The organism is Flavobacterium sp. 38-13 (genome assembly GCF_001899155.1).
GTDB classification, from domain to species: Bacteria; Bacteroidota; Bacteroidia; order Flavobacteriales; family Flavobacteriaceae; genus Flavobacterium; species Flavobacterium lindanitolerans.
On record NZ_MKVG01000003.1, the window covers coordinates 12,911 to 37,762 of the forward strand.

Genomic DNA, 24,852 nt, shown 5'->3' on the forward strand with positions numbered 1-24,852 from the left:
TCCCGACCATGAGTCGGGATTTTTGTTTTCGCTAGTCAGGCAAACGTTCTCTATCGCTCTTTTTTCTGTTCAATCGATACGTAAATGTGGCATATACTCTTGGGCCGGGACTTCTGTAACTATAATTAAGGGCATAATCATCTCCTCTGGCAGAACCTTTTGAAATCCGGGAGTCGAAAATATTATCTGCTTTTAAGGTTATGGTAGCTCTTTCATTCCAGATATCTTTTCCCATGCCCAAATCAAACCAATATTGCGATTTCGAACTGTATTGGCCGCTGCTTGTAGCTCCAAGATAATTCAGGTTGGTCTGGAAATTCCATGTTGAAAATTTGATGCGCGTGCTTTGTTTGGATAGAAAATTTTTATCCGAAACATGAAACATTCCTTTTTGCTCAAAAGTATAATAGTTTGCCTCTCCGGTAAGTGTCAGCCATTTTAAAGGAGAATAAGTAAAACTGATTTCGGCTCCAATTCTGCTTTCTGTTCCGGAATTTATAGCTTGTTCTACTAAAAAGCCATCAGAATTTGTAAAGCGGATGTCTTCAAAAATGTTCTTTGAATATTGATGGTATATACTAGGATTGATGGTTACTTTTCCCCATTTGATTAAAGTTCCGAGTTCATACGAATTGGTATATACCGGATCCAAATCAGGATTTCCGATTCGGATGTTTCTTCGGTCTGCAATTCCGCCAAACGGATTGAGTTGCCAAAAACCGGGACGGCTAATACGGCGGCTATAACTTAACTGAACATTGAAAACATCATTGATTTCATAAGTAAAATGGGCGGTTGGAAAGAAATCGGTATATTTTTTATCAATATTGAACAAATTGATTCTGTCGTTACTTCCCGTCTTTGAATCTTCGATTCTAAGTCCTAATAAATAGCTGAACTTTTTGATGCTGCTTCCGTATTGCACATAGGCCCCGATGATTCTTTCATCATAATGCAATAAGTTGTTTAGGCTGTCAATAGCAATATTATTGTCGTAGGCCTGATAATCGCTGTTGATTCGTCTGATTTCACCTTTTAATCCAAATTCGATTTTAGACTTTTCGTTAATCGGTAAGCTGTAATCCGATTGAAACAGGAAGTCTTTGCTGCTTTCAATGTTTCTGCTTTTTAACGCCCTCACCGGCAAGGCAACCGGAAAAAATTCCTGCTCGGCAATCGATTCGTTTTCGTCATCATTCCAAAAATCATATTGTAGGTTGATTGTGAACTTTTGACCTTCTTTAGCAAATGTTTTGATGTAGTTCAATTCAATCTGATTGGCAGTTTGCGGTTCTCTGTAAGCTTCTTTAGCATTGACATTCCGTTCGGGATTGCGGTTTTCGTCCAAATAATTAAAAGCATAGTCAACGGTTCTTCTGCTGGTGTTGTTTCTGTAAAAATAGCTCAGCGTAATCATGTTTTTGTCGTTGAAATAATAATCACCACCCATGTAAGCCGTAAATGTTCTGTTTGTTCTTTCCCTGTCCACAGTTCCGTCCAAATACGAATCGATAACATTACCGTCATAAATGGTTCTTGAGGTAGATTCGTTGCCCGGAAAGTAGATGTATCGGTATCTCAAATCTGAAAAAATATTGATTTTTTTGTTTTTATAATTTACGTTGTAACCTAAGGCATGATTGTCAGGAATTCCTGTCGTAACCTGAACGGAACTGCCAAATCCTTTGCTTTTGTTTTTCTTTAATACGATATTGATAATTCCGGCTGTTCCTTCAGAGTCATATTTGGAGGATGGATTGGTGATGACTTCTATTTTTTCGATATTCTCTGCCGGAATTTGTTCCAACCCGTTATTGGCAGTCAAAACGGAAGGTTTCCCATTAATAAGAATTCGGACACCGGTATTGCCCCGTAAACTAACAGTACCATTATAGTTAACACTTACTGAGGGTACATTGTTTAAAATGTCGGTTGCATTGCCTCCTTTTGAAACCAAATCACTGCCCACATTAAACACCTTTTTGTCCAGTTTGTGTTCTATGGTTGTTTTTTCGGTCTGGATTTCTACGGTCTCCAATTGGGTTGGAATCTCGTCCAGCAAAAATGTTGGCAATACCTGATCGGCTTGCAGGTCAATGTTTTCTATGATGCTACTTTCCAAACCAATAAACTCCGCTTTAATATGGTATTTTCCTGGTACTATTTTAAGACTGAAATTTCCCTTGTCATCTGTTATTGACCCTGCAACCGATTCGCCGTCCGGACTATTTGTAAAAGTAACCGTTGCAAATTCCAGTGCGACAGCGGTCTTTTTCTCAATTACTCTTCCGCTAACAGTTATGGCTTTTTGTATCTCCTGAGAATAGAGGGCTGTAAAAGAAAGCAGGATTGCTATGAATACTATTTTTTTCATGATGATTTTGTTTACAATTACAGGGCAAAGATTGGATGTTTTATGAAGCGTAAAAGTGATATATGACAGAAACAGCTTTTTTGCAGGTAAATACCCGGTTTATAGCGCTAAAATGGTCTTTAGGAGCGAAAAAACAGTATTCACGAGTGAAAATGGCGTTTTTGTCGACAGCGGTTGAAATTAAAAGGTTCTTGATTATCTTTATTTCTTTTTAGCGATGGATAATTTTAAAAAAATATCGGAATATGTCCGGACTCACAGATTAGCACAGCATCTCCTATTCTGGTTTATTATAGTAATAACCTACATTCCGGTGGGTTTGTTAGATGAGAGTCACGATCCGCTGGGAGTAATTTTGTTATTCAATTTTTGCATTCATATTCCGCAAATGCTGGCAGCTTATTTTCTTGCGTATTATTTGCTTCCAAAATTTATATTGAAAAAGAAATATTTCCTGTCCGTAATTTTATTTCTGCTTTCGTTTTATTTATTTTCTGCCCTTGCCAGAATTTTGACAGTTCATGTAGGAGAGGAACTGGTCAGAACACGACCTTTTGAACAGGAATCAGTTTATGAAATTCTTACAGACATCCATTCGTTGGTGGCTAAATATTTTCCTGCCGTTTTTTCAATATCCTTTCAGTTTTTATTTGTGAAATATTTTGTCAACAACGAGCAGAAAAAAAACGAGGCAAGGCAGTTAGAGCAAAAAAAAACAGAATCGGAACTAAAAATGCTGAAGGCACAATTGAATCCGCATTTTCTGTTTAATACGCTGAACAATATTTATTCGCTTTCTTTAGATAATTCGCCTAAGACAGCCAGTGCTATTGGAAAGCTCTCTGATATTCTGGATCATGTTTTATATAAATGCAATGGTCAATTCGTTTCCTTGTCAAACGAAATAGAACTGATAAAAAACTATATCGAACTGGAGAAATTGAGATATGACGATAGGTTAGAAATTACTTTTGATACTGTTATTGAAAATAATATTGAAATACCGCCATTGTTGCTTTTGTCATTGGTAGAAAATGCCTTTAAACATGGTGCGGGAGAAGATAGCGGTTCTCCAAAAATAAGGATTTCTATTACTCAAAAAGGGAATCATTTTTCATTTGAAATTTCAAACACGGTTTCAAGCGATTATGTAAGCAAGGACAGAGAAAAAATAGGGTTGAACAACATAAAGAAACAACTTGACCTGATCTATTCCGGTAATTATTCATTGGATATAAAACAGGCTTCAAATTTGTTTTCAGTAGTTTTACAAATCAATCAAAATAATAGCATATGAAGATTAAATGTCTGGTAGTTGATGACGAACCGCTGGCAATTCGGTTAATCGAAAAGCATATCGCAAAAATAGACAATTTAGAAGTTGTTGCCACCTGTAATACGGCATTGAAAGCCTTTGAGATATTAAATTTGCAAAAGATTGATTTGATGTTTCTGGATATAAAAATGCCTAACATTACGGGAATAGAATTTTTAAAAAATCTAAAAAATCCGCCCAAAACCATATTAACCACCGCTTACCGGGATTATGCCCTCGAAGGCTATGATTTGGGAGTTGTGGACTATCTGCTAAAGCCAATTACTTTTGAGCGTTTTTTCAAAGCTGTTGACAAATTTTTAAGCACAAATACTGCTAACATTGAAGTAAAAACCAAAGAATCTGTTCCGGATGAATTTATTTTGGTGAAATCGGGAATTAAAAACTATAAAATTAATACCAACGATATTATCTATATTGAAAGCCTGAAGGATTATATAAAAATCAATACGACGGGCGATAAGAATATTACCTCAAAATATAAAATAGGAGACATTCAGCAGGAATTAAATCAGGATAATTTTTTGCGAATTCATCGCTCCTTTATTATAAATACTTCAAAAATTACTGCCTTTACATTAAATGAAATTGAAGTTGGCGGTATTGAAATTCCTATTGGAGCCAGTTATAAAGACGATGTTTTATTGTATTTGGAAACACTAAAGAATTCAAAATAATAGTTGCTGAATCGTAATGAGTGAGCCCCCGGATTGGGGGCTTTTTAATTTTTAAATATTTTTATTGTTTTAAAATTATTCTAAAACCGAATATATTTTTATTAAAAATACTTATCTTTCTTTTGTATTTAACTGATTTGTAAAACAATATTAAATTCAAAGGATAAATTTTTAAGAATATCTGTTCCGGATTTAAATAAGCCGCTTATGAAAAAAACTACTTTTCTTCTTTTTCTTTTCTTTTTATCCACAACTGTCTTTTCCCAGAAAGATATTTTCAATGTGGCCCGAACCGGAACAGTTGATGAGGTAAAGACATTGATGAAACATAGCCCTGATTGTATAAATGACTTATCGCCCGAAGGCTATTCCCCGTTAATTTTGGCCTGTTACAGAGGCAATACGTCGGTTGCAGATTTTTTGATACAACACGTCAAAGATATTAATGCTGTTAGCGGTATGGGTACAGCCCTGATGGCGGCTTCCGTAAAAGGAAATGTAGCAATAGTAAAAAAGCTGCTTGAAAAAAAAGCAAATCCGAATATACCGGATTCTAACGGAACTACAGCCTTGATATACGCTTCGATTTTTAAGAACTATGAAATTGCCGCTTTCCTGATAAAAGCGGAAGCAGACCCATATGCTAAGGACAACAGGGGAAACTCCGCACTTGATTATGCTATACTGTCTAATGATGACAAGCTGATACAAATCCTAAAAACAAAATAATATGAGAAAAACTACTTTGGCCTTTTTTACAACACTACTTTCGGGTTTCGGTTTGAGTGCCCAGACTTACAGCACCGGAACCGTCACTTTGACCTCCGGATTTACTGCTGCTATAGAAGTAAACAGCAGTTTAGTTACGCTTACTCTTGTAGGGCCGTCTACTGATTGGCTCGGCTTGTCTTTTAATGCTACATCTATGAATGACAACGGAAGTGATGTAGTGATTTTTGACGGAACCGCTATGACAGACAGGACTTTTGCCGGAATAGGAGCTACGCCGCCATTGGATGCCAGTCAAAACTGGACGGTAACTTCAAATGTGATTAATACCGGTGTAAGGACCGTAACAGCTACACGTGCCCGTGATACCGGCGATTCTAACGATTATACTTTTAGCACTTCGGCACAGCCACTCAATCTGGCTTGGGCACACAGACCGGGAAGTTTGGCAATGGGCTATCATGGCCCTGGAAATAGTGGTGCCACTGTAGCTAATTTTACACTGGGTACAGAAAATTTCACTGCTGAATCGTTTAAGATGTATCCCAATCCTGCCAAAGGTTTTACAACATTGGAGCTTCCTGATTTTGTGTCAGGCGGTGAAATTAAAGTATATGATAATTTAGGAAGGGTAGTAAGAGTACAGGCAATTTCGGAATCTCAAGTTACAATAAATACCTCAGATTTGACTACAGGATCGTATATGGTGGTTGTGAGGACAGATTATGGAAACGCAACGAAAACCTTAATAGTGGAATAATTTAGAAGTCCAATTCGTAAGTTTAAACAGGATAGACTGATTATAAGGAATAAAAAAATCCCGAACATCGTTCGGGATTTTTTTATTGATTAATGTGTATTTTATTTTTTAATGAATTTTTGGGAGAATTTTTCACCGTTGCTGTTCTGTAGAACCATCATATAGTTTCCTACAGATAATGACTGGATATCGATAGTATTGTCTTTGATTTTTACATCAGAAACCATTCTTCCGTTATAGTCATAAATTTTTGCATCAGTAATGTCATATTTCATTTCATTCAGTTGGATTCGGATTTGATTGGATGCCGGATTAGGGTAAATTACAAACATAGCGCTGTTTGCTTCAGATACGCCTAAAGTAGAACCCTCGGTTACCAGAAGTCTGGTGTTTTTAGTTGGGTTCATAATCTGATCTACCAATCCTGAAGGCCATTTGATAATTACTTTTTCAATAGCTGTAGCTGTTCCTATTCCAAAATGAGTGTTTAGCGTATTGGCAAATTCAAAACCTTCGCCACTTCTAACATCACGGATTTGTTTGCCCCATGCTCCATAAAGTTCTACCCTGGCTCCAATACCGTTTCCGTTGCTTTGAACACCTTTAAGGTTTATTGTAATCCAGTTATTGTCATTTCCCTGGTTGAGGTAAATGGTATTTTCTGATTGTACGTCAAGGAAACCGTCGTTATTTAAGTCTCCAATGGAACCATTAGGTGGCGCACCACCAGATTTTGTAAAGGTCCAGTCACCATTGTTAATCATAATAATACCGCCCGGACCATATACATCAATAAATCCGTCGTTGTTAAAATCACGGGCAATATATTCTCTTCCCATGTTATTGTATGTGTCAAAACCGGAACCCGCAGTTACATTTGTAAACGTTCCGTTTTTATTATTACGCATCAGTTTTTGTGCTGTTCCTCCGGCATTTGAACCAATTAAGACATCCATATAGCCATCATTGTCAAAATCTCCGAAAGCACTTGACCATGATTGATCAGGATCCGCTAATCCGGCTTCAGCGGCTACATTGGTAAAAGTTCCGTTTCCGTTGTTTCTGTGAAGTTCATCAGTACTGGCTGCCGGGTTACCGCCTCTACATTTTGCAATGAAAAGATCCTGATCACCATCGTTGTCATAATCTACGAATATTGAACCGTAATTTCCTCCGTTTGGATAATCGCCCATACCTCCCTGGTGGAAGATAAGGTTTCCGTTTCCGTCGTTGAGGTAATAAACGTTAGGGTTAACATCATGGCAGACAAAAGCATCAAGATGACCGTCATTATTAATGTCTACAAAATTGGAACGCTGACTGAAAATAGATTGAGGACCTGATATTGCAGTGTAGGCTGTTCCTGTGCTGTTCGCTTTAAGGAAAGTCACACCATTACCGGCACCAAATAATAAGTCATTATAACCATTTTTGTCAAAATCACCAGCTGTTACGCTCCATGAAGGCATAAAAGTGGCATTTGTAGTAGGTACGGTTGCAGAAGTAAATCCGCCGGCAGCGTTTTGGTAAAGGATATTGAGATTGGTACTGCTGATACCAACAATGTCATCTAAATAATCACCATTCATGTCTACCACACAATTTTTATAACTTCCAATAAGGGTAATAGATTGAGCATTAAATCTAACAATCTGCCCGGGAACTTGCGGCTGTTCCGGAGTATAAGGGCCTTCTGCAAGAACAAAATCAAAACCGGTGCTTTGCCATTTGTTATCAAAAACGATATAATAGGTGGTTCCGGCCGTAACGTTAAAAGTGTGAGCAGATAAATATCCGTTTCCTAAATTTCCACTATCATCATCTCCACCGGCGCAAGTCAAGGCTCCGCATGTGCCTCTGTAAATGTGAAATCGGGTGTCGCCGCCAATATTGACCAACAGGTCTGTTGTTACGGTCACAGAAGTACTGGTAGTTGGTGTGTATTTGTACCATTCAGAATTTGGTGCGGTTCCGTTTCCTGCACATATACCATAGGTGTTGGCACTTCCGTTGATCTGATCAACTGTGTATCTTCCCGCTGTAATAGTCAGGGCAGATTGACAATTATCTTGTGCCTGAGCAAAAAATGCAGAAAAGGCTAAGATAATTAGGGGTAGTTTTTTTTTCATAATTGTTGTTTTTGTTTGTTTATTAGTTACATCTTGTATCTAAAGAGCTTATCCATTGATTGATCATTTCGACAGCTTCTTCATGTACAATCGTTCTTCCGAGTAAAGGCATTCGTGTTGACTCGTTTACAGATTCCAGTCGGAAAGACATTACAGATCTTCCAGGGCTTCCCGGCGCTACAATGTGTGATAATCCACTGCCGACATTGTCAACGGGAACCATACAAACCCCCATATTAGATATGTCAGAAGTTTCACTGAAGGCAAAACGCATATCACGATAGGAGCAATGGCTGCCCTCTTGATGGCAGTGGGCGCAATTAATGTCAATATAGGATCGTACTCTTTTTTCTAATGGTTGTGATGTATCGTTCCATCTTACAGTCGATACAATATTTCTAGGATAATTATTATCCAGATAGCCTACTTCGGCCCATTTTTCCAATTGATTTTTACTGCCTGAACCATAATTTATTGCGAAGTTCAGGTTTTGAGGTTTTGGTCCAATTGGGAGTGCCTTGTCAACAGATTTATGACAGGTCAGGCATTCACCTCCTGCAGATGACGGAATGCGATAATTCGCAGTTTTTATAGTTGCCCCCTCTCTCCAGGTAATTTCTGTGAAACTGCCGTTTGGATCAAGTGTTGCTTCGGTCTGTTCCGAATTCCATACATAATTGGCAAAAATCCAGCCTTCTTCTTTTCGGATCATCACCCGGGTTTCAATAATACGGGTGGTGTTGTTAGGCTGTACATTATCATAATAAAAGGTCTTTATTAATGCCGTGCCAACAGGGAAAACCAATGTTTTTCCGTCGCCGTCATAAACAGCTTTTTTGTTTTTTGGCATCCATACAAATCTCTTTTTGTGAGCATAATCTGTGAAAAGTTGGCTGGCTGGCTCATAAGGTAATACGTCAAGTGACGGAACCTGATTTTTCATCGTTCCTTCAAAGAATTTATAGTCTGATAATTTTGAATAAGGAACGGCAGCAAGATCAACTACAACCGGTGAAGTGGGTTCTGGGAGAGGCACATAATCATTGTCGGAACCGCATGAAAGAAAGGCAAAGAAAAGTAGTAATAATAGTGATTTCTTTAAAAAATAGTTTTGTTTCATAGATTTGCTGTCAAAAAATTAGGAAATAATATAGCAAATATATAATAAAACTATAAAGAAAATAACTTTATAATAAAAAAGTTATGGCCTTGATACTAAAATGTTTGAAACCTTTTATAAATGGATTTTGATGTCCATGTTTTGAATCTCCTGCAGCATATCCAGTGAAGTATGGTCAAATAAAATCTCCTGTTCCCTGTGCTCTTTTTTGGATCGGATTCTCCTGAGGGAATCGCAAAAACGACGCACTTCTTCTGCTGTTGTAAGCGTTAATCTTGGTACGGATACATTTTTGCCCGAATCATCTTTTGCGACCATAGTGAAGTAGGACGAATTGCAATGTTTTACTTTTCGGGTCTGTATGTTTTCTGCTGTAACACGAATGCCAATTACCATTGAACTGTTGCCAACATAATTTACGGAAGCTTTTAATGTGACCAGTTCGCCAATTTCAATCGGATTAAGAAAATCTACAGTATCTACGGAAGCGGTAACACAATAGGTTCCGGAAAATTTTGAGGCGCAGGCAAACGCAATCTGGTCCATCAGAGACAAGATATAGCCGCCGTGAATTTTGCCGCTAAAGTTGGAATGCGAAGGTAACATCAATTCGGAAATCGTGATTCGCGAAGATTTTGGAGTTTTGTAAATCTTGTCCATGATAAAAAGGAATTAATTTTCAGTTTCGTCAGTTTCTGCTCTTCTCAATATATTTTCAGGAAGTGATTTTTTGGCTTTGGCTCCCATTTTTTTCAATCGTTCTACGCTGTTGATAAGGTTGCCCTTTCCGTCAAAAAGTTTGTTCATTGCGCCCTGATATTCTGTTTTTGCTTCGTCCATTTTTTTGCCAATCTTTACCAGATCGCTCACAAATCCTTCAAATTTGTCATAGAGAGCTCCGGCTTGTCGGGCTATTTCAAAAGCGTTTTCCTGTTGCTTTTGATTGGTCCACATGCTATCAATAGTGCGTAAGGTTGCCAAAAGGGTAGAAGGCGTTACAATCACGATGTTTTTCTCGAAAGCTTTGTTGTATAACGTGGCATCCTCGTTTAGGGCTATGGCAAATGCGGGTTCCATAGGGATAAAGAGCAGGACAAAATCCGGGCTTTCTATTTGGTAAAGGTCGTGGTAATTTTTAGCGCCCAGTTGCTCTACGTGTCTCCTTATGGAATTTAGATGCTCTTTTAAAAAAGAAGCTTTCAGGGTATCATCTTCCTCATTGATGTATTTTTCATAGGAAATCAGTGATACTTTCGAATCCACAACCATTTTCTTTCCGTCGGGAAGATTGATTACAACGTCAGGAAAAACACGTGTTCCGTCTTCGGTTATAAAACTTTGCTGTACTTCATATTCTCTCCCTTTTTCAAGACCTGATTTTTCAAGTACTCTTTCCAGAATCAGCTCGCCCCAGTTTCCTTGCATTTTGCTGTCGCCTTTTAAGGCTTTTGTAAGGTTGAGTGTTTCCTTGCTCATCTGTTCGTTCATTTCACGAAGACCCAATATTTGCTGACGAAGTGCGGCATGATAGTCAATGCTTTCTTTATGTGTATCTTCTACTTTTTTCTCAAAAAGCTGGATTTTGTCCTGAAGAGGGGAGAGTATGTTTTTTAAGTTCTCCTTATTTTGTTCTGTGAATTTTGAAGATTTCTCTTCCAGTATTTTGTTGGCAAGGTTTTCAAACTCCTTTGTGAATTTTTCCTGTAATTGCTCTACCTCCTGTTTTTGTTCCTTGTTTCGCTCCCATAAGTTTTCGAAATCAACTTCTTTTTTAGAAAGCTGAATAGCAAGAGCTTCTTTTTCAGCCCGGAGGTTTTCTCTTTCCATTGCAGTTTGCTGCAATTGATTTTCTGTATTTCTGATTTCGTGCTGATGCTGTTGTCTTAATTGTTCCATCTGTGACATCAGTCCGTTTACCCTTTCTTCAAGGCTTGCTTTTTCTGATTTTGCGTTGGCTGAAAACAATGCTTTTCCAATAAAAAGACCTATGGCTAAGGCAATTATGAAAGCAATGATAGTGATGATTGTATCGTTCATTTTAAATTTTTTGTAGCGATAAAAGTAAGAATAAATTATCAGCTTTCATTGCCCTTTTCTGCTGACTTGTAATTCCTGATAATTGTTAAAATTTAAGGATTTGTTCCCTGTTTTGGCTTTTAGGATTTTGTTTTAATAATAAAATTCATATCTTAGTGAAGTATAACGATGTAAATAATATTTAATACAAATCTTAGTCCACGTATTAAGATGTTATTTGCATGAAAATAATTTTTCATGAAAAAAACTACATTACTGTCAGGTGTAAGACAAGACTTTACACAAATCAAAGGTTTATTTTTTGGCGCATTTTTATTGGCGTCAATTACAGCTCAATCACAATCTTATTGTACGCCGGAGGAAGGAGACTGCACCGATGGCGATGAAATTGTAAATGTTACTTTTGCCGGGATTAACAACTCTTCTGCCTGCTCAGAATTTGGATATGGAGATTATACAGCCGGAACAGCAGCTAGCGTTGTTGCAGGACAATCGTATAATATTTCGGTAACAATTCCTCCACACCTTGGAACCCAATATGTGGCTGCATGGCTCGATTTTAATGATGATGGTGTTTTTGATGCGTCAGAATTTTTTGCAATAGGAACTTCACCGGCTGCAGGCTCTGTGGTGACAGCTTCTATCGCAATTCCGGTTTCGGCTCCGGCAGGAAATATCAGAATGAGAGTTAAGGCACAGTATGCACAAGCAATCACAGCAACAAGTTCTTGTGCTGAACCTTATCTGGGATATGGAGAATATGAGGATTATGCTGTAAATGTTGTTGCCGCAACAGCATGTACAGGTACACCGGCAGTGGGAGCGGCAACTTCTACACAAACTTCTGTATGCGGTCAGACTTCTTTTGTTTTGAGTGCATCTGGTGTCACTCCGGCAGCGGGATATTCTTACCAGTGGCAATCGTCTCCAACAGGAACAGACCAATGGACTAATTTGGGTGCAGCACAAAATTCTCTAAGTTACACCAGAACAGGTCAAACGCAGGCTACTTTTTATAGAGTTGTCATAACTTGTACAGGAAGCGGTTTGAGTGGAACTTCAACAGCAGTTTCTGTAGGACAAAATGCGGTTGATACCTGCTATTGCATAAATACGATCAACTTTAATTGTACAGATGGGGACGTAATTACTAACGTTACTGTTGGAACCATAAATAATAGTACAACTTGTGGCAATGCAACAACAGGATATACCAATTATAGCGGTTCGGTTACACCTCCGGTATTTAACATTGGGGCAACTATCCCGGTTTCTGTTTCTGTAGGACCATCAGGCGATGGCTGGTTATATGAGTCAGTTGGCGTTTGGATTGATTATAACAAAAACGGAGTTTTTGATGAAGCAGAGTATAACTATATTGGTACTGGTTTGAATCAGGCTGTTACCGGTAGCATAACAATTCCTGCAACAGCGGTAGTAGGTAATACCAGAATGAGAGTTGTTGTTGCGGCATCTGCTGCAGAATCTTTCGGACATCAATTTGCTTGCGGGCCTGTAGCGGCTAACAATAATTATGGTGAAATGGAAGATTATACGGTAACTATAGCTCCGTCCCTTTCAACTCCTGCATTTGAAAATGCTTCGGTTTCTGTATATCCAAACCCAACAAACGGATTGGTGAATGTTCAATTTGCTACCCAAACGGCAGTTGATGCAATTAATGTATATTCTGTTTCTGGCCAGTTGGTTTATTCTAAGCAATTTAATACGGCATCAGACAGTTATACTGTTGATTTACAAAAAGCGGCTACCGGTGTTTATATTATGAAACTGGAAGGTGAAAACGGAACAATAGTTAAGCGTTTGGTTAAAAATTAATTTTTCCGGAATTCTAAAATACTAAACCGCCTCCTGTAGGCGGTTTTTTTTGTAATATAAATCTTAGGATAATTTAAATACGAACTGTATCTTTTAGAACAATTGTGCTATTTGGGGGTTTATTTTGGTATTTTGTCGATTTTTTAATTAATTTTTAAGAAATAGTTCTTATTATTGTGGTCTACCCCCTAAGTTCTTATCAATGAAACCACAAAATTTGACTTTAGAAAAAGTTACAGATTCCCCTATTAATTATGAATTTGTAGCTAACGTTGCCACGCGTATTATCAAAATCTTTTTTAGAACTGATAAAACCATCAGGCTGATTTACTCCAATTATTCCAACAAACACTTCTTTGGAGATAAATTTATCATATTAGACTACCGTTTCCGAAATGCCTTATGGTATAAAGTAGGAGACAAGATTACTGAAAAAAGACACTTCCTGCTTGAAAAGCCGGAGATGCCGCAAAAAATTGTACTTACTGTTTACGGTTTTTTTAGGAAAAAAATGTACCTGCTGGATTTTTCGGCTGCAGAATATATTGATAGCAGTACTTTCTGTGTTGAATTGAAAAAGTCATCCCGTCAGGATTTTGAGAATCCGGTTTTAGGCTAAAAGTATCTCGGAATTATTCCCGGAATTAATTATTTTTATAGGATGTAACCAATTCACTATCCTATGAAAACGCAAAGCTATTCCAATCATATCCGTTACTATGCCCCGCACCATTTCGTTTTGTATCCCCTGCTTCTGATTTTGTTGGGGACAGCGATTTATTTTATTTTTAGCAGAGAAGCAGAAAGGGCAATCTGGATTTTTATCAGTATTGGATTGTTCCTGATTTTCTGGCTGGCTTTTATGCTGCGGCAGCATTATGCCCTTACATTACAAGACAGGATTGTCAGGCTGGAATTGCGCTATCGGTATTTTGCATTGACGGGTGAAAGACTTGAATTGTTCGAAAATCAATTATCCCAAAGTCAGCTGTTTGCGCTCAGATTTGCGCCAGATGATGAATTGCCGGGTCTTTTAAAAAGGGCGTTACAGGAAAATCTTTCAGGTAATAGCATCAAAAAAAGCATAATCAACTGGAAGCCTGACTATCACCGGGTATAAACTTTAACAAACAATTCACGATTTATTTTTATAAAATGAAAATGCCTATGCGTAAATTTATACTTAGCCATTTTCACACTAAAGAATATAATTATGAATTTTACTACACACTGGTTTATTGATCCCGATCATTCCAACATAGAATTTCGAATCAGACATTTGCTGATTTCGCATATTTCAGGAGCTTTCAAGATTTTTAATGGAAAGATGACTACGAAAAATGATGATTTCGAAACGGCTGAAATAGCGCTGTCTATTGATGTTTATAGTTTTGATACGAACAACATCGAAAGAGATGAACATATCAAGTCAAAAGATTTTTTGGATGCCGACCAGTTTCCTGAAATTAATTTTAGCTCAACAAGCCTCAAAAAAATAGAAGGTGACCATTATAAGCTAACAGGAAACATAACCATTAAATCTGTAACCAGAGAAATTGTACTGGATGCTGTTTTTGGCGGACAGGCAAAAGATGGTTTTGGTAAAATGAAAGCCGGATTTGAAATCAGTGGAAAGCTTGACAGAAAAGATTTCGGGATTTTGGCCGATGATGTGACTGAAAGCGGACATCTGATAATAGGCGAGGAATTAAAAATCCATGCCAATATTGAATTTGACAAAGAAGAAGATTAATCAGGGCTTTATTTCATATTGCCCCGATTTCTCTTATTTTCCGGATGTGACGAAGGATAACGGTTTGGATCAATATCCGAGTTTTTATCCCGGTTCTCCGGATTTTTTTTGTTTTTCAGGTCTTTATCTGTTTTGAGGTCTTTGCCTGGGCGGGCTCTTTGTACAATATCAGTATTGCCATCCGCATCTTTTTCTATTTCTGTTTTTAATTTCCCTTTGGAGGGATTGTAATTCTCCGGAAGATTTTTTCCGCTAAAACCTTCGTTGATTTCTCCTTTTTGTTTTTCCTGTTCACCGTTCCATTTTTTATTTCCGATGTCTTTGCCTGATGTTGCCATAACTTGATTTTTTGGTTCTACTTGTTAATTTACGACGATATAAAAACAAAAGCCACAGCTTTAACATTGCTTTAATTTGCAGTTAATAGTAAATTTGCAGCAAAAATATTTTATGTCCGCCCACAAGCATTTTTTATTGCATAAGCCTTATGGCTATCTCAGCCAGTTCATCTATGAGTTAAAACGAAAGAAAAAACTGTTGGGAGAACTGTATGATTTTCCGGAAGGCACAATGGCAATTGGCAGGCTAGACGAAGATTCCGAAGGATTACTGCTCTTGACAACAGACGGATTGATGAGTGAATTGGTGAGAAGCAAAAAAGTAACCAAAGAATATTATGCACAGGTTGACGGGTTAATAACAGAAGAAGCCATCGAACAGCTTAAAAAAGGAGTTGAGATAGGTTTTGACGGAATACGATATGTCACCAATCCCTGTGATGCTTTTAAAATAGAGGATCCCGGCTTTGAACCCCGCTCTAAAAAAATAAGAGACGAACGCCACGGCCCTACCAGTTGGATTTCCATTACGTTAAATGAAGGAAAGTTTCGCCAGGTCAGAAAAATGACATCAGCCGTAGGATTTCCAACACTCAGATTGGTAAGGATTAGGGTAGGCAATGTGTATCTCGACAATCTAAAGTCGGGAGAAGTCAAAGAAGTCAACCAATTCTCACTATAATTAAAAATTGAAAATATGCTGAATATTGTTCTTGTAGAACCAGAAATACCCAACAACACGGGCAACATAGGTCGTTTGTGCGTTGGCACAGGCAGTCGCCTCCACCTTATCCATCCTTTTGGCTTTCAGATTACGGATAAAAATCTGAAACGCTCCGGTCTTGATTATTGGGTACACCTGGATTGGAAAGAATACCAGTCTGTTGAAGAATGGATGCAGCAAATACCAGACATGTCCAGGGTTTTTCTGTTTAGTTCCCATAGTGAAAAATCATATCTGAAGGAATCTTTTCAGGATGGTGATTGGCTGGTTTTTGGAAAAGAATCAGTGGGGTTAAGTAAAGAAGTTCTGGATAAATTCGAAAACCATCTGACTATTCCTATATCGCCTTTGGTAAGGAGCTATAACCTTGCAAACTCAGTAGCCTTTGCAATAGGTGAAGCCAAAAGACAGATTTCCATCTAAAAACAGTATATTTGAAGGAAGCTTTTTCAAATATCTATGATTGACAAATCCTACCTTCGCAGTTCTATTTTCAGACATCTCGACGGCCTGGCTGTCGCTCCTGTTGCTATTGCTTTAAAAAATAAGGGAGTTCTCGAATATATATTGGAGAACAGGCAGGCCAACCTGACCGAATTAAAAACCAGATTCAAAGCCAATGAAGGTTACCTGAATGTTGGTTTGCGTGTATTGTGCTCGCAGGGTTTTCTGGATTATCATATTGACAATGCTACGGATGGCATTCATTTTACTATAAATGATAAAACACCAACAGCATTTTCAATGGTACCTCTTTATCAGGATGCGGTTGACCTTTTGCAATTTTCAACACAATTCCATCCGAGAATTTTTGAAGATGCCCCATTTGAGAGATTGGACCAGATTTTTGAAAAATTTAAGCTTAATTATGGAATTGATTTTTCTGATGATGTTCTGGAAAATGAGGTACAGAAACAAATCCTCAAACATATTGAAGGCTACCTCATAGGACCAACAATTGTGCGGTTGGCCATGAACGGCATGTTTCACAAATATTTCATGGAAACTTCTTTCAGGCCGGAAGAATTTCATAAGAACCCCGAAAGCTTCAAAAAAATATTAAACTTTTTTACCTATTTGGATTGGTTTCGGGAAAAGAACGGGAACTATCAATTTACGGAAACCGGACTGTTTTTTGCCAAAAGAGCGAGTGCTTATGGCGTTACGGTTTCATACCTGCCTACATTTGCCAAAATTGAAGAGCTGATTTTTGGTGACCCGAACATATTGCGAATGATAGGTGATGGTGAAAATGAAATTCATGTTGACCGCGAAATGAATGTTTGGGGAAGCGGTGGAGCACATGATACTTATTTTAAAATTGTAGATGAAATCATCATACAGCTTTTCAATCGCCCGATTGAAGAACAGCCTAAGGGAATTTTAGATATGGGCTGCGGAAACGGTGCTTTTTTACAGCATATTTTTGAAGTCATTGACAGGCAAACACTACGAGGAAAAATGCTTGATGAATATCCGTTGTTTCTTGTGGGAGCCGACTATAATCAAGCGGCCTTGAAAGTAACCCGGGCCAACCTGATTAAGGCTGATATCTGGGCTAAGGTAATTTGGGGTGATATTGGAAGACCCGACCTGTTGTCGCAGGATTTGATGGAAAATTATGCCATCGACCTGAAAGATTTGCTGAATGTCAGGACCTTTCTTGACCATAACCGTATTTGGGAAGAACCCAGGCATATTTCAAAAGACAGAGTAAGTAGCTCTACCGGAGCTTTTGCTTTTAGGGGAACCAGAATCCCGAACAACAAAGTGGAAGATAATCTTTTGGAACATTTGCAAAAATGGTCACCTTACGTTAAGAAATTTGGGCTTTTGCTAATAGAACTGCATACCATCAATCCGGCACTTGCGGCTAAAAACATTGGAAAAACAGCAGCAACTGCTTATGATGCCACACATGGATTTTCAGACCAATATATTGTAGAAATAGACGTGTTTAACAAAATAGCGGCAGAAGCAGGCTTGTTTCCGGACAAGGCTGTTTTTAGAAAATTTCCTGATTCGGATATAGCTACGGTAAGTATTAACCTCCTGAAAGGAGATTAAGTCCTGGCAAAATAATTCATATACCTGAAGTAAGAATCCAATATAATGCCTACGGTTTTCTCAATGGATGGTTTTACATCCTGAAAGCCATCTTTTGTTTTTCCATCGGAGGTGAGATAATCAGTAATGCCTGATTTCAATAATGTTTTTTTGGAATAAATTTCAGTAATCTGAAAAGAGAGTACATACTCATTTCCTTCTTTGGCAACTTTGATGCGGTATTTTACTTTTTGAAAAAAGGTGTCTCCAAGGCTTCTGTAAAAAAAGGCATTGTCTCTGAAAGCATCAATTGTCAGTGAATTTTCAGTTACTTCTGAAATATCTGCCTCACCACGGCTGAACTCCTGTATCCAAAGCTGTGTACCTTCAATAAATTTCTCATTAGTCATAGCAGGAAGTTTTCCGCGCAATGGATTAGGTTCAAATCCTTTTGGTGTCAACTCCAACCGAACCTGGGAATTGGTTATAATTGAGGTGAATAACAATAAGATAGAAAGACAAAATTTCATAGAATCTGCTTTTAGTGTCCTATCAAAGATAGTTCATACAGCAATGATTTTATAGATTTTTAAGAATAAATTTTGCCTTTTCTGTATCAAAAATGATGTTTTCGTCTTTAAATAGAGAATTCAGTATTCCTGTCCGGATTAAGAATTCAGGTGTTCCCTGCAACGTCTTCTCAGGAATCATTACAATCATTTCATCACTCAGTTGTAGGGCAAGGTCTAAATCGTGGGTTGAAAACAAGATGCATTTTTGCGTTTCTATAGCCAGTTTTTTGAGCAGTTTTAATAAAGAAATTTTGTGAAGAAGGTCTAAATGTGTTGTTGGCTCATCCAGAATAATCAGGGGAGTGCCTTGAGCCAGTGCTCTAGCTACCAGAACTTTTTGTAATTGTCCGTCACTGATTTCATAATGTTTTTTATGAGCCAGATGGCTGACCTGTGTCAGTTCCATGGCTTCCCTTATTTTTTCCCTGTCGTCTGCTGTTAGTTTTCCAATCCAGTTAGTATAGGGCTGTCTGCCCAAAGCAACCAACTCAAAAACGGTAAGATTGCTAGGGGGCAAGCTCTCGGTCAATACAATACTAAGCTGTTGCGCTAAAGCCGACGGACTGTAGTTCCTGATATCTTTTTCGTTCAGTATCACATGGCCTGAAAGCACTTTCTGGATTCCGGTTATCGTACGGAGTAAAGTCGATTTTCCTATGCCGTTAGCTCCAATTAAAGAAATCAGTTTTCCTGCTTTTAAATCCAAATCGATATGAGAAGCAATGGTTTTTTTCTCCTTTTTTGAAATATATCCAATGCTCAATTCTTCCGCTTTTAGTATAGTCTTTCCTTTATCCATCAAATCATAAATTTTCGTTTACGAACTAAAAGCCATACTACAATTGGTGCGCCTACAATAGACGTTATCGCATTGATGGGTAGAGTAAAGTCGTTTCCCGGCATTTGTGAAACCGTGTCGCAGACTAACAGGATAATGGCGCCAAAAAGGAGCGTGCCCCAAAATAGTATATAATGGCTGCTGGTTTGAAAAACCATTTTTGAGATATGCGGAACCGCAAGCCCAATAAAAGCAATTGGACCTGCAAAGGCAGTAATGCTACCTGCCAGCAGGCTTGTGGCAATAATAATAATCAGTCGTGTTTTTTTGAAATTAATACCGAGGCTTTTGGCATAACGCTCACCCAAAAGCAGGGCATTTAAAGGTTTGATGCACAAGGCGCTCAATAGGAGTCCGATTAAGCAGCATACGGATAAAATCAGAATGTTAGTCCATGACAGATTACCAAGGCTGCCCAATGACCAGAAAGTAAATTTTTGCAGTTCTTCTGCTGTGCTGAAATAAGAGAGTACGCCAATAATTGCACTGGTAAAACTTCCAAACATTAAGCCTACGATAAGAATAGCCATCGTGTCGCGAAGCCTTTGCGAAACAACCAATACCGCTAACAATACCATAAGGCTGCCTAAGCAGGAGGCCAAAACAATTCCGTAGGAAGAAAGAAAAAACACGCTTAAAAAAGAGGGAAGCAAGCCCGAACCTAATATTATAAAGGCAACACCAAGACTGGCTCCGGAACTCAATCCTAAAACATAAGGACCAGCCAGCGGATTCCGGAATAATGTCTGCATCAGCAAGCCGCTTATTGATAAGCCCATACCCACTAATATAGCTGTTATGGCCTTAGGCAATCTGTAGTTCCAGATAATGATTTCCCATGAATTTTTACCGGCTTGCCCGCCGGAAAGAGAACTGGCAATGTCGCCAACAGGAATATGGACGGAACCTAAACTGATGTTCAGCAAAAAACAAACAGCCAGGCAGACAAGCAAAGCTGTGAAAAGAATCCTATTTCGGTTATCTTGCTGCAAAATCGTTGATTTTATTTTAATTTTTCAAAAATATACAGTTCGTAGTCGGGAAGGAGTTCAGGATGTAAAATCCTGATGAGGTCTTTCAGGATGAGGTCAGGACGATTGGACGCCAGTTCATAATACAATATGCCTCCTGTTTTCCCTTTTTTACTGCTAAAAGAATAGATGTTTTTATCTTTAAAAGCTTTGAAATGCGCATAATTAGGATTGCTTTCTACCATTTCCTTAAAGGTGGTAAATTGGGCCGGACCAATCCAGAAATCAACATTTTCGGCTTTTTCCATAACAGTTTCAAAAGAAAGTGCAAGACTTCCTGTTCCTTCGCTATCAGCCCAAAGATAAGCCGCATTAGCATCTTTAAGGAATGATGCTGCCCAACTGTTGCCCCGTGGCATATACCATTGCTCTTTATAAATGGCACCGCTCAGAACTGTAGGTTTGGTTTTTGCCTTTTTGGCCAATTCTGTCGCTTCTTTATAGGCTGTTTCTACTTCTGTAAACAAAAGGTCCGCTTTTTCGTCCATTCCATATAGGGCACCAAAAAACTTAATCCATTCGGCTTTGCCCAAAGGAGATTCTTCCATCCAGTCTCCATTAAAAAAAACTTTCAGTCCGCTTTTTTGCAAATTGTCATATGTTTTGGTATCACTGCCACTACTGTAACCTACAAGGACATCCGGGTCAAGGTCAATCAGCCTTTCCGTATTGAGGCTCTGGTTGGCTCCAATTTCGGTAACCTTACCGGTATCAATAAGTTTTCTGGTCTTTTCTGACGAAATGAGGTTGGTGTCAGGAAAACCAAGCAAAGTATTTTCAACTCCCAACATCTCTAAAGAGGGGATGTGCGTTGTTGAAGTCACCACAATGCTCTTGACAGGGACTTGAAGTGAAGTATAATTTTTTAAACTATCCGGCAATGAAACTCCTTTTTTATGAAGTACATAGGTAAAGGTTTTATTCGCCTCCGGCCAGGGATTTGAAACTTTTACGATAGAAAAATTTTCATATTTGTAAATTTCAAATCCTTTGGCGTAACGTATGCTATTTTGGGTTTTTGCTTCAGAAATGCCGGAACTGTCAGGTTCATTTTTTTTACATGCTACGGCAAAAAGCAATAACAGGAACAAAGAATATTTTGAAAGAAATGATTTCATAAAAAAGTTTTTGTGAAGACCGCAAAGATAAAAGTTATTGTATTGAACCGACAGCAGTTTTTTGATTTTTCAATCCTGTGAGGAACTTTACGGCTCTGCAGGCATCTATTTCACGCAAAGGCGCAGAGCTGCAAAGCAAGAAAAATATAAACTTATTGGTGTTTGTACCTGGGATAAGATAATTGATTAATAAAAAATTTCTGCATTGTAAAAATGCTTTGTAATCGAATGAAAAAATAAAAATAAAACAAAAAATACCACTCAAAAACGCATTCCATTACGGTTTTTTGAAAAAATAAAATCAAATGCTTTATATTTGCATTCGAATTAAGGTTGTGATTGAAATGTTACAAATCACATTAAAAGGGAATTTGGTGTAAAACCAAAGCTGTTCCCGCAACTGTAAGCTATTTAGCTCGCTGTTATCTACAAACCACTGTCCTGCATGGATGGGAAGGTAAACAGCAAGACGCAAGCCAGGAGACCTGCCTTTCTTCTTAACAATTATCAAACCTTCGGGAAAAAGGTTTCGAAAATTATGATTTTTAGAAAGCTATACCTGTTTTTGTTTTTCTGTATCTGCCAATCTGCATTGGCACAATATGACAGCATCCATAATTTAAAAGTTGTAGAGATTTCAGATTTACAGCTTAAGGATTATTCGGATTCACAGTCTGTATTGAAATTAACGGATTCGATTATCAACAAAAACCAATCTTCGCTTACTTCATTACTGAATTACAATTCCGTAATCTATTTTAAAGAAAACGGTCTTGGTATGGTTTCTTCTCCTTCTTTCAGGGGAACAACTGCGCAACAAACTGCCGTTGTCTGGAACGGAATCAATATCAATTCGCAATTGAACGGGCAGACTGATTTCAATACTATTACCACAAGAGATTTTAATTCAATTGCTGTTCGTGCCGGAGGAGGAAGTTCAATTTATGGAAGTAGTGCTATTGGCGGGAGTATCCATCTCAATAACACTATTAGTTTTGAAGAGCATTTTTCCAATACACTTCGGTTGAATTACGGGAGTTTCAACACCTATGGTGGAAACTACAAGATTGATGCTTCTGATGGGAAATTCAGTGTTCAGGTAAGTCTGTCCAGAAATAGTTCGGATAACGATTATGATTATGTAGATGCTGATGGCAAAAACCTGAACGGCCAATATTATAATACCAGCCTGAATGCGGCGATTGGCTATAAGATTAATGATGCCAATTTTTTAAAACTATATAGTCAGGTGTTTGAAGGCGAGAGGCATTTTTCGCTGATTTTTCCTTCTGAAATCAGGACCAAATACCAGGACCTGAATACCCGAAATTTACTGGAATGGGATAGTTTCTTTGGGCAATTTGTTTCCAAAGTAAAATTTGCAGCCTTAAGCGAAAAATATAAATATTTTGGCAATATCAATTCCAATGCCTACACCTTTGGGCAGGTTAGAACCTATATCGGGAAATATGACCTTGCTTTTGATGCCGGTAATGCCATTAAGTTGAATGCGGTTGTCGATTTTACACAGAACAAGGGAGAAGGTTCCGATATTAAAAATGAACAGAGAAACATTGGTTCTGCCAGCCTGCTGTTTAAGCACAAGCTGACACAAAAAATACTTTATGAACTCAGTGTCAGAAAAGAATTTACCAATAATTACAAAAGTCCGTTCTTATTTTCTTTAGGGACGAAATGGGCTGCTTCTGATTTTTATACCTTAAAATTAAATGGTTCCAAAAACTTCAGGGTGCCCACTTTTAATGACCTGTATTGGCAACCGGGCGGAAATGAAAACCTAAAACCAGAATCTTCCTATCAGGCAGAAATAGGGAATGAGTTCCGTTTTGCAGGTTTCCAACTTACATTAACCGGTTATTATATCGATATTAAAGACATGCTGCGCTGGATTCCAAACGGTTCTGTCTGGTCGCCTCAAAACACCGACAAAGTACGTACCTATGGAGGTGAAGCACTGCTTACCTGGTCTAAAAATTTTGGAAATCATCACTTGCTGTTGAATGGGACTTATGCCTATACCGTTTCGGAAGACATGGAAAAAAAGAAGCAATTGATTTATGTTCCTTACCATAAAGCTACATCGTCATTGAGTTATTCATGGAAGAAACTGGCTGTGGATTACCAATGCTTATATAATGGCGAAGTCTTTACAAGGTCTGACAACAATTCCAGATATAATATCGATGCTTATTTCGTAAGCAATGCTTCTGTCAGTTACGATTTTGGAAAGAAGAATTCCCGGATTGTAGGTTTTCAGGTGCTGAATCTTTTGAATGAAAACTATGCCAGCGTAGAAAGCCGGTTTCTACCCGGAAGGAATTTTAATATGTATCTAACTTTAAATTTTTAAAATATGAAAAAGCTAAATAAGTTTTTTTTCATGCTGTTTGCAGGTTCACTTTTTTTGGCTTCCTGTAGCAGCGATGACAATTCTCCAAATGTGTCATTAGGGCAATATGACAATGGAGTGTTTGTAGTAAATGAAGGAAATTCAACCATTACTACCAGTTCTATCACTTTTATCAGTAATTCAGGTGCTGTTGAACAGGATGTATTCAGAAATGTTAATCCGGGAGCAGCGGAGTTAGGAACCTACCTTCAGCCAATGTTCTTTGATAATACCAGAGCTTTTATCATTTCCGGTTCGGCCAATAAAATTACGGTCGTTAACCGTTATACTTTTGAATATATTGCAACTATCAGTACCAACCTGCAAAATCCTCGATTTGGAGCTGTAGCTAATGGCAAGGCCTATGTAACCAATGCCGCAGACTGGATGACAGGAACAGACGATTACTTAACGGTAATTAATCTTTCGGATTATTCTACGAGTACTAAAACCCTTGGTGTGTGGTCTGAACGTATTATTGAAGAAAATAATAAGCTGTATATCACTAACGGCTATGCTTATGGTGATGCTACTTCTGTTACTGTTTTCAATCCGGCAACCAATAATGTAGAGGCTACTATTCAGTTAGGATTCAATCCTAATTCTTTTGAAGAAGAAGACGGTATCTTATATGTTTTGGGTTCTGAAAAACTTGCCAAAATCAATCTGGCTACCAATATGGTTGTTGGAACCCCAATTACTGTGGCAGCATCAACTTCGGCAGGGGCCAAAAACCTGAATGTTGAAGACAATAAGATTTATTACACTGTAGATACGGCTGTTTACGCCATGGCGCTTAATGCAACTGTAGCTCCGTCTGCTCCATTGCTAACGTATGAATCTCAGTCAGAATACGGAAGAATGTACGGTTTTGCAGTAAACGATGGTAAGATTTATATTGCTGATGGAGGAGATTTTTCTTCAGACAGCAAGGCTTATATTTATTCAACAACAGGAAGTTTATTAAGCACAATTACAGTAGGAGTAGGACCAAACAGCTTTTATTTCAATTAAATATCAA

The 24,852-nt window shown here is 38.1% G+C and carries 23 protein-coding genes and 1 riboswitch; of the genes, 13 read left to right on the forward strand and 10 right to left on the reverse strand.

Annotation, left to right across the window (positions count from 1 at the left end; genetic code table 11):
* Positions 1 to 31: 31 nt before the first annotated feature.
* A complete protein-coding gene (locus BGO88_RS00515) occupies positions 32 to 2,374 on the reverse strand; it encodes a TonB-dependent receptor domain-containing protein (RefSeq protein ID WP_286705572.1) in 2,343 nt (780 codons plus the stop codon).
* A gap of 217 nt (positions 2,375 to 2,591) precedes the next feature.
* Here BGO88_RS00515 and BGO88_RS00520 point away from each other — a divergent pair, with 217 nt between their 5' ends.
* The 4 genes from BGO88_RS00520 to BGO88_RS00535 all read left to right on the forward strand — a co-directional run bounded on the left by BGO88_RS00520 (position 2,592) and on the right by BGO88_RS00535 (position 5,876).
* Positions 2,592 to 3,671, forward strand: coding sequence for a sensor histidine kinase (locus BGO88_RS00520; protein WP_286705573.1), 1,080 nt, complete (start codon positions 2,592 to 2,594; stop codon positions 3,669 to 3,671).
* Complete coding sequence (locus tag BGO88_RS00525) at positions 3,668 to 4,387, forward strand: LytR/AlgR family response regulator transcription factor (protein ID WP_286705574.1); 720 nt, start codon at positions 3,668 to 3,670, stop codon at positions 4,385 to 4,387. Before BGO88_RS00520 ends, BGO88_RS00525 begins: the two co-directional genes overlap by 4 nt.
* 207 nt (positions 4,388 to 4,594) lie before the next feature.
* The gene (locus BGO88_RS00530; protein WP_101472971.1) at positions 4,595 to 5,116 is read left to right on the forward strand and encodes an ankyrin repeat domain-containing protein; all 522 of its coding nucleotides are present in this window, start codon (positions 4,595 to 4,597) and stop codon (positions 5,114 to 5,116) included.
* Between the two features lies 1 nt (position 5,117).
* Complete coding sequence (locus tag BGO88_RS00535; RefSeq protein ID WP_056072808.1) at positions 5,118 to 5,876, forward strand: T9SS type A sorting domain-containing protein; 759 nt, start codon at positions 5,118 to 5,120, stop codon at positions 5,874 to 5,876.
* A 101-nt stretch (positions 5,877 to 5,977) separates the two neighbouring features.
* Here BGO88_RS00535 and BGO88_RS00540 read toward each other — a convergent pair whose 3' ends face one another.
* The 4 genes from BGO88_RS00540 to BGO88_RS00555 form a co-directional block, all read right to left on the reverse strand.
* A complete protein-coding gene (locus BGO88_RS00540; RefSeq protein ID WP_286705575.1) occupies positions 5,978 to 8,005 on the reverse strand; it encodes a T9SS type A sorting domain-containing protein in 2,028 nt (675 codons plus the stop codon).
* 22 nt (positions 8,006 to 8,027) lie between these two features.
* Complete coding sequence (locus BGO88_RS00545; protein WP_286705576.1) at positions 8,028 to 9,125, reverse strand: hypothetical protein; 1,098 nt, start codon at positions 9,123 to 9,125, stop codon at positions 8,028 to 8,030.
* Positions 9,126 to 9,239: 114 nt separating this feature from the next.
* The gene (locus BGO88_RS00550) at positions 9,240 to 9,785 is read right to left on the reverse strand and encodes an acyl-CoA thioesterase (protein ID WP_056072798.1); all 546 of its coding nucleotides are present in this window, start codon (positions 9,783 to 9,785) and stop codon (positions 9,240 to 9,242) included.
* Between the two features lie 12 nt (positions 9,786 to 9,797).
* Entirely contained in the window at positions 9,798 to 11,162 is a 1,365-nt protein-coding gene (locus BGO88_RS00555; protein WP_286705577.1) for a DNA recombination protein RmuC, read from the reverse strand.
* A 237-nt stretch (positions 11,163 to 11,399) separates the two neighbouring features.
* On the opposite strand from BGO88_RS00555, the gene BGO88_RS00560 reads away from it, so the two are divergent.
* The 4 genes from BGO88_RS00560 (at position 11,400) to BGO88_RS00575 (ending at position 14,754) form a co-directional block, all read left to right on the forward strand.
* Positions 11,400 to 13,001 carry a T9SS type A sorting domain-containing protein gene (locus BGO88_RS00560; RefSeq protein WP_286705578.1) on the forward strand — a complete coding sequence of 534 codons (1,602 nt, stop codon included), beginning with the start codon at positions 11,400 to 11,402 and terminating at the stop codon, positions 12,999 to 13,001.
* Positions 13,002 to 13,203: 202 nt separating this feature from the next.
* Positions 13,204 to 13,620 carry a hypothetical protein gene (locus BGO88_RS00565; protein WP_056072788.1) on the forward strand — a complete coding sequence of 139 codons (417 nt, stop codon included), beginning with the start codon at positions 13,204 to 13,206 and terminating at the stop codon, positions 13,618 to 13,620.
* Between the two features lie 63 nt (positions 13,621 to 13,683).
* A complete protein-coding gene (locus BGO88_RS00570) occupies positions 13,684 to 14,121 on the forward strand; it encodes a DUF6526 family protein (RefSeq protein WP_286705579.1) in 438 nt (145 codons plus the stop codon).
* Between the two features lie 93 nt (positions 14,122 to 14,214).
* A complete protein-coding gene (locus BGO88_RS00575; RefSeq protein ID WP_056072783.1) occupies positions 14,215 to 14,754 on the forward strand; it encodes a YceI family protein in 540 nt (179 codons plus the stop codon).
* Between the two features lie 8 nt (positions 14,755 to 14,762).
* On the opposite strand, the gene BGO88_RS00580 is transcribed toward BGO88_RS00575, so the two are convergent.
* Positions 14,763 to 15,092 (reverse strand): hypothetical protein, encoded by a 330-nt coding sequence (locus BGO88_RS00580; protein ID WP_286705580.1) that lies wholly within the window; start codon positions 15,090 to 15,092, stop codon positions 14,763 to 14,765.
* Between the two features lie 112 nt (positions 15,093 to 15,204).
* Here BGO88_RS00580 and BGO88_RS00585 point away from each other — a divergent pair, with 112 nt between their 5' ends.
* Genes BGO88_RS00585 through BGO88_RS00595 form a run of 3 tightly spaced genes read left to right on the forward strand, consistent with a single transcriptional unit; the run spans position 15,205 to position 17,883 of the window.
* Positions 15,205 to 15,774 (forward strand): pseudouridine synthase, encoded by a 570-nt coding sequence (locus BGO88_RS00585; protein WP_273235893.1) that lies wholly within the window; start codon positions 15,205 to 15,207, stop codon positions 15,772 to 15,774.
* Between the two features lie 15 nt (positions 15,775 to 15,789).
* Entirely contained in the window at positions 15,790 to 16,239 is a 450-nt protein-coding gene (locus BGO88_RS00590) for a tRNA (cytidine(34)-2'-O)-methyltransferase (protein WP_101472961.1), read from the forward strand.
* 36 nt (positions 16,240 to 16,275) lie between these two features.
* Complete coding sequence (locus BGO88_RS00595) at positions 16,276 to 17,883, forward strand: class I SAM-dependent methyltransferase (RefSeq protein ID WP_286705581.1); 1,608 nt, start codon at positions 16,276 to 16,278, stop codon at positions 17,881 to 17,883.
* On the opposite strand, the gene BGO88_RS00600 is transcribed toward BGO88_RS00595, so the two are convergent.
* Genes BGO88_RS00600 through BGO88_RS00615 form a run of 4 tightly spaced genes read right to left on the reverse strand, consistent with a single transcriptional unit; the run spans position 17,880 to position 21,421 of the window.
* Positions 17,880 to 18,392 carry a hypothetical protein gene (locus BGO88_RS00600; RefSeq protein ID WP_056072767.1) on the reverse strand — a complete coding sequence of 171 codons (513 nt, stop codon included), beginning with the start codon at positions 18,390 to 18,392 and terminating at the stop codon, positions 17,880 to 17,882. The genes BGO88_RS00595 and BGO88_RS00600 overlap by 4 nt on opposite strands.
* A gap of 49 nt (positions 18,393 to 18,441) precedes the next feature.
* Positions 18,442 to 19,233 carry an ABC transporter ATP-binding protein gene (locus BGO88_RS00605; protein WP_286705582.1) on the reverse strand — a complete coding sequence of 264 codons (792 nt, stop codon included), beginning with the start codon at positions 19,231 to 19,233 and terminating at the stop codon, positions 18,442 to 18,444.
* The gene (locus BGO88_RS00610; RefSeq protein WP_273235900.1) at positions 19,233 to 20,264 is read right to left on the reverse strand and encodes a FecCD family ABC transporter permease; all 1,032 of its coding nucleotides are present in this window, start codon (positions 20,262 to 20,264) and stop codon (positions 19,233 to 19,235) included. The genes BGO88_RS00605 and BGO88_RS00610 overlap by 1 nt, the downstream gene beginning before the upstream one ends.
* A gap of 11 nt (positions 20,265 to 20,275) precedes the next feature.
* Positions 20,276 to 21,421, reverse strand: coding sequence for an ABC transporter substrate-binding protein (locus tag BGO88_RS00615; RefSeq protein ID WP_286705583.1), 1,146 nt, complete (start codon positions 21,419 to 21,421; stop codon positions 20,276 to 20,278).
* Between the two features lie 313 nt (positions 21,422 to 21,734).
* Positions 21,735 to 21,928, forward strand: a riboswitch (cobalamin riboswitch).
* A gap of 31 nt (positions 21,929 to 21,959) precedes the next feature.
* On the opposite strand from BGO88_RS00615, the gene BGO88_RS00620 reads away from it, so the two are divergent.
* Both BGO88_RS00620 and BGO88_RS00625 read left to right on the forward strand, forming a co-directional pair.
* Positions 21,960 to 23,792 (forward strand): TonB-dependent receptor plug domain-containing protein, encoded by a 1,833-nt coding sequence (locus tag BGO88_RS00620; RefSeq protein WP_286705584.1) that lies wholly within the window; start codon positions 21,960 to 21,962, stop codon positions 23,790 to 23,792.
* Positions 23,793 to 23,795: 3 nt separating this feature from the next.
* Entirely contained in the window at positions 23,796 to 24,845 is a 1,050-nt protein-coding gene (locus BGO88_RS00625; RefSeq protein ID WP_286705585.1) for a YncE family protein, read from the forward strand.
* Positions 24,846 to 24,852 lie beyond the last annotated feature (7 nt).

What these genes read in the sequence shown, in the direction of transcription:
- BGO88_RS00515 (WP_286705572.1), bottom strand. Translation starts at nt 2,374, where the DNA reads ATGAAAAAAATAGTATTCATAGCAATCCTGCTTTCTTTTACAGCCCTC.
- BGO88_RS00520 (WP_286705573.1), top strand. Translation starts at nt 2,592, where the DNA reads ATGGATAATTTTAAAAAAATATCGGAATATGTCCGGACTCACAGATTA.
- BGO88_RS00525 (WP_286705574.1), top strand. Translation starts at nt 3,668, where the DNA reads ATGAAGATTAAATGTCTGGTAGTTGATGACGAACCGCTGGCAATTCGG.
- BGO88_RS00530 (WP_101472971.1), top strand. Translation starts at nt 4,595, where the DNA reads ATGAAAAAAACTACTTTTCTTCTTTTTCTTTTCTTTTTATCCACAACT.
- BGO88_RS00535 (WP_056072808.1), top strand. Translation starts at nt 5,118, where the DNA reads ATGAGAAAAACTACTTTGGCCTTTTTTACAACACTACTTTCGGGTTTC.
- BGO88_RS00540 (WP_286705575.1), bottom strand. Translation starts at nt 8,005, where the DNA reads ATGAAAAAAAAACTACCCCTAATTATCTTAGCCTTTTCTGCATTTTTT.
- BGO88_RS00545 (WP_286705576.1), bottom strand. Translation starts at nt 9,125, where the DNA reads ATGAAACAAAACTATTTTTTAAAGAAATCACTATTATTACTACTTTTC.
- BGO88_RS00550 (WP_056072798.1), bottom strand. Translation starts at nt 9,785, where the DNA reads ATGGACAAGATTTACAAAACTCCAAAATCTTCGCGAATCACGATTTCC.
- BGO88_RS00555 (WP_286705577.1), bottom strand. Translation starts at nt 11,162, where the DNA reads ATGAACGATACAATCATCACTATCATTGCTTTCATAATTGCCTTAGCC.
- BGO88_RS00560 (WP_286705578.1), top strand. Translation starts at nt 11,400, where the DNA reads ATGAAAAAAACTACATTACTGTCAGGTGTAAGACAAGACTTTACACAA.
- BGO88_RS00565 (WP_056072788.1), top strand. Translation starts at nt 13,204, where the DNA reads ATGAAACCACAAAATTTGACTTTAGAAAAAGTTACAGATTCCCCTATT.
- BGO88_RS00570 (WP_286705579.1), top strand. Translation starts at nt 13,684, where the DNA reads ATGAAAACGCAAAGCTATTCCAATCATATCCGTTACTATGCCCCGCAC.
- BGO88_RS00575 (WP_056072783.1), top strand. Translation starts at nt 14,215, where the DNA reads ATGAATTTTACTACACACTGGTTTATTGATCCCGATCATTCCAACATA.
- BGO88_RS00580 (WP_286705580.1), bottom strand. Translation starts at nt 15,092, where the DNA reads ATGGCAACATCAGGCAAAGACATCGGAAATAAAAAATGGAACGGTGAA.
- BGO88_RS00585 (WP_273235893.1), top strand. Translation starts at nt 15,205, where the DNA reads ATGTCCGCCCACAAGCATTTTTTATTGCATAAGCCTTATGGCTATCTC.
- BGO88_RS00590 (WP_101472961.1), top strand. Translation starts at nt 15,790, where the DNA reads ATGCTGAATATTGTTCTTGTAGAACCAGAAATACCCAACAACACGGGC.
- BGO88_RS00595 (WP_286705581.1), top strand. Translation starts at nt 16,276, where the DNA reads ATGATTGACAAATCCTACCTTCGCAGTTCTATTTTCAGACATCTCGAC.
- BGO88_RS00600 (WP_056072767.1), bottom strand. Translation starts at nt 18,392, where the DNA reads ATGAAATTTTGTCTTTCTATCTTATTGTTATTCACCTCAATTATAACC.
- BGO88_RS00605 (WP_286705582.1), bottom strand. Translation starts at nt 19,233, where the DNA reads ATGGATAAAGGAAAGACTATACTAAAAGCGGAAGAATTGAGCATTGGA.
- BGO88_RS00615 (WP_286705583.1), bottom strand. Translation starts at nt 21,421, where the DNA reads ATGAAATCATTTCTTTCAAAATATTCTTTGTTCCTGTTATTGCTTTTT.
- BGO88_RS00620 (WP_286705584.1), top strand. Translation starts at nt 21,960, where the DNA reads ATGATTTTTAGAAAGCTATACCTGTTTTTGTTTTTCTGTATCTGCCAA.
- BGO88_RS00625 (WP_286705585.1), top strand. Translation starts at nt 23,796, where the DNA reads ATGAAAAAGCTAAATAAGTTTTTTTTCATGCTGTTTGCAGGTTCACTT.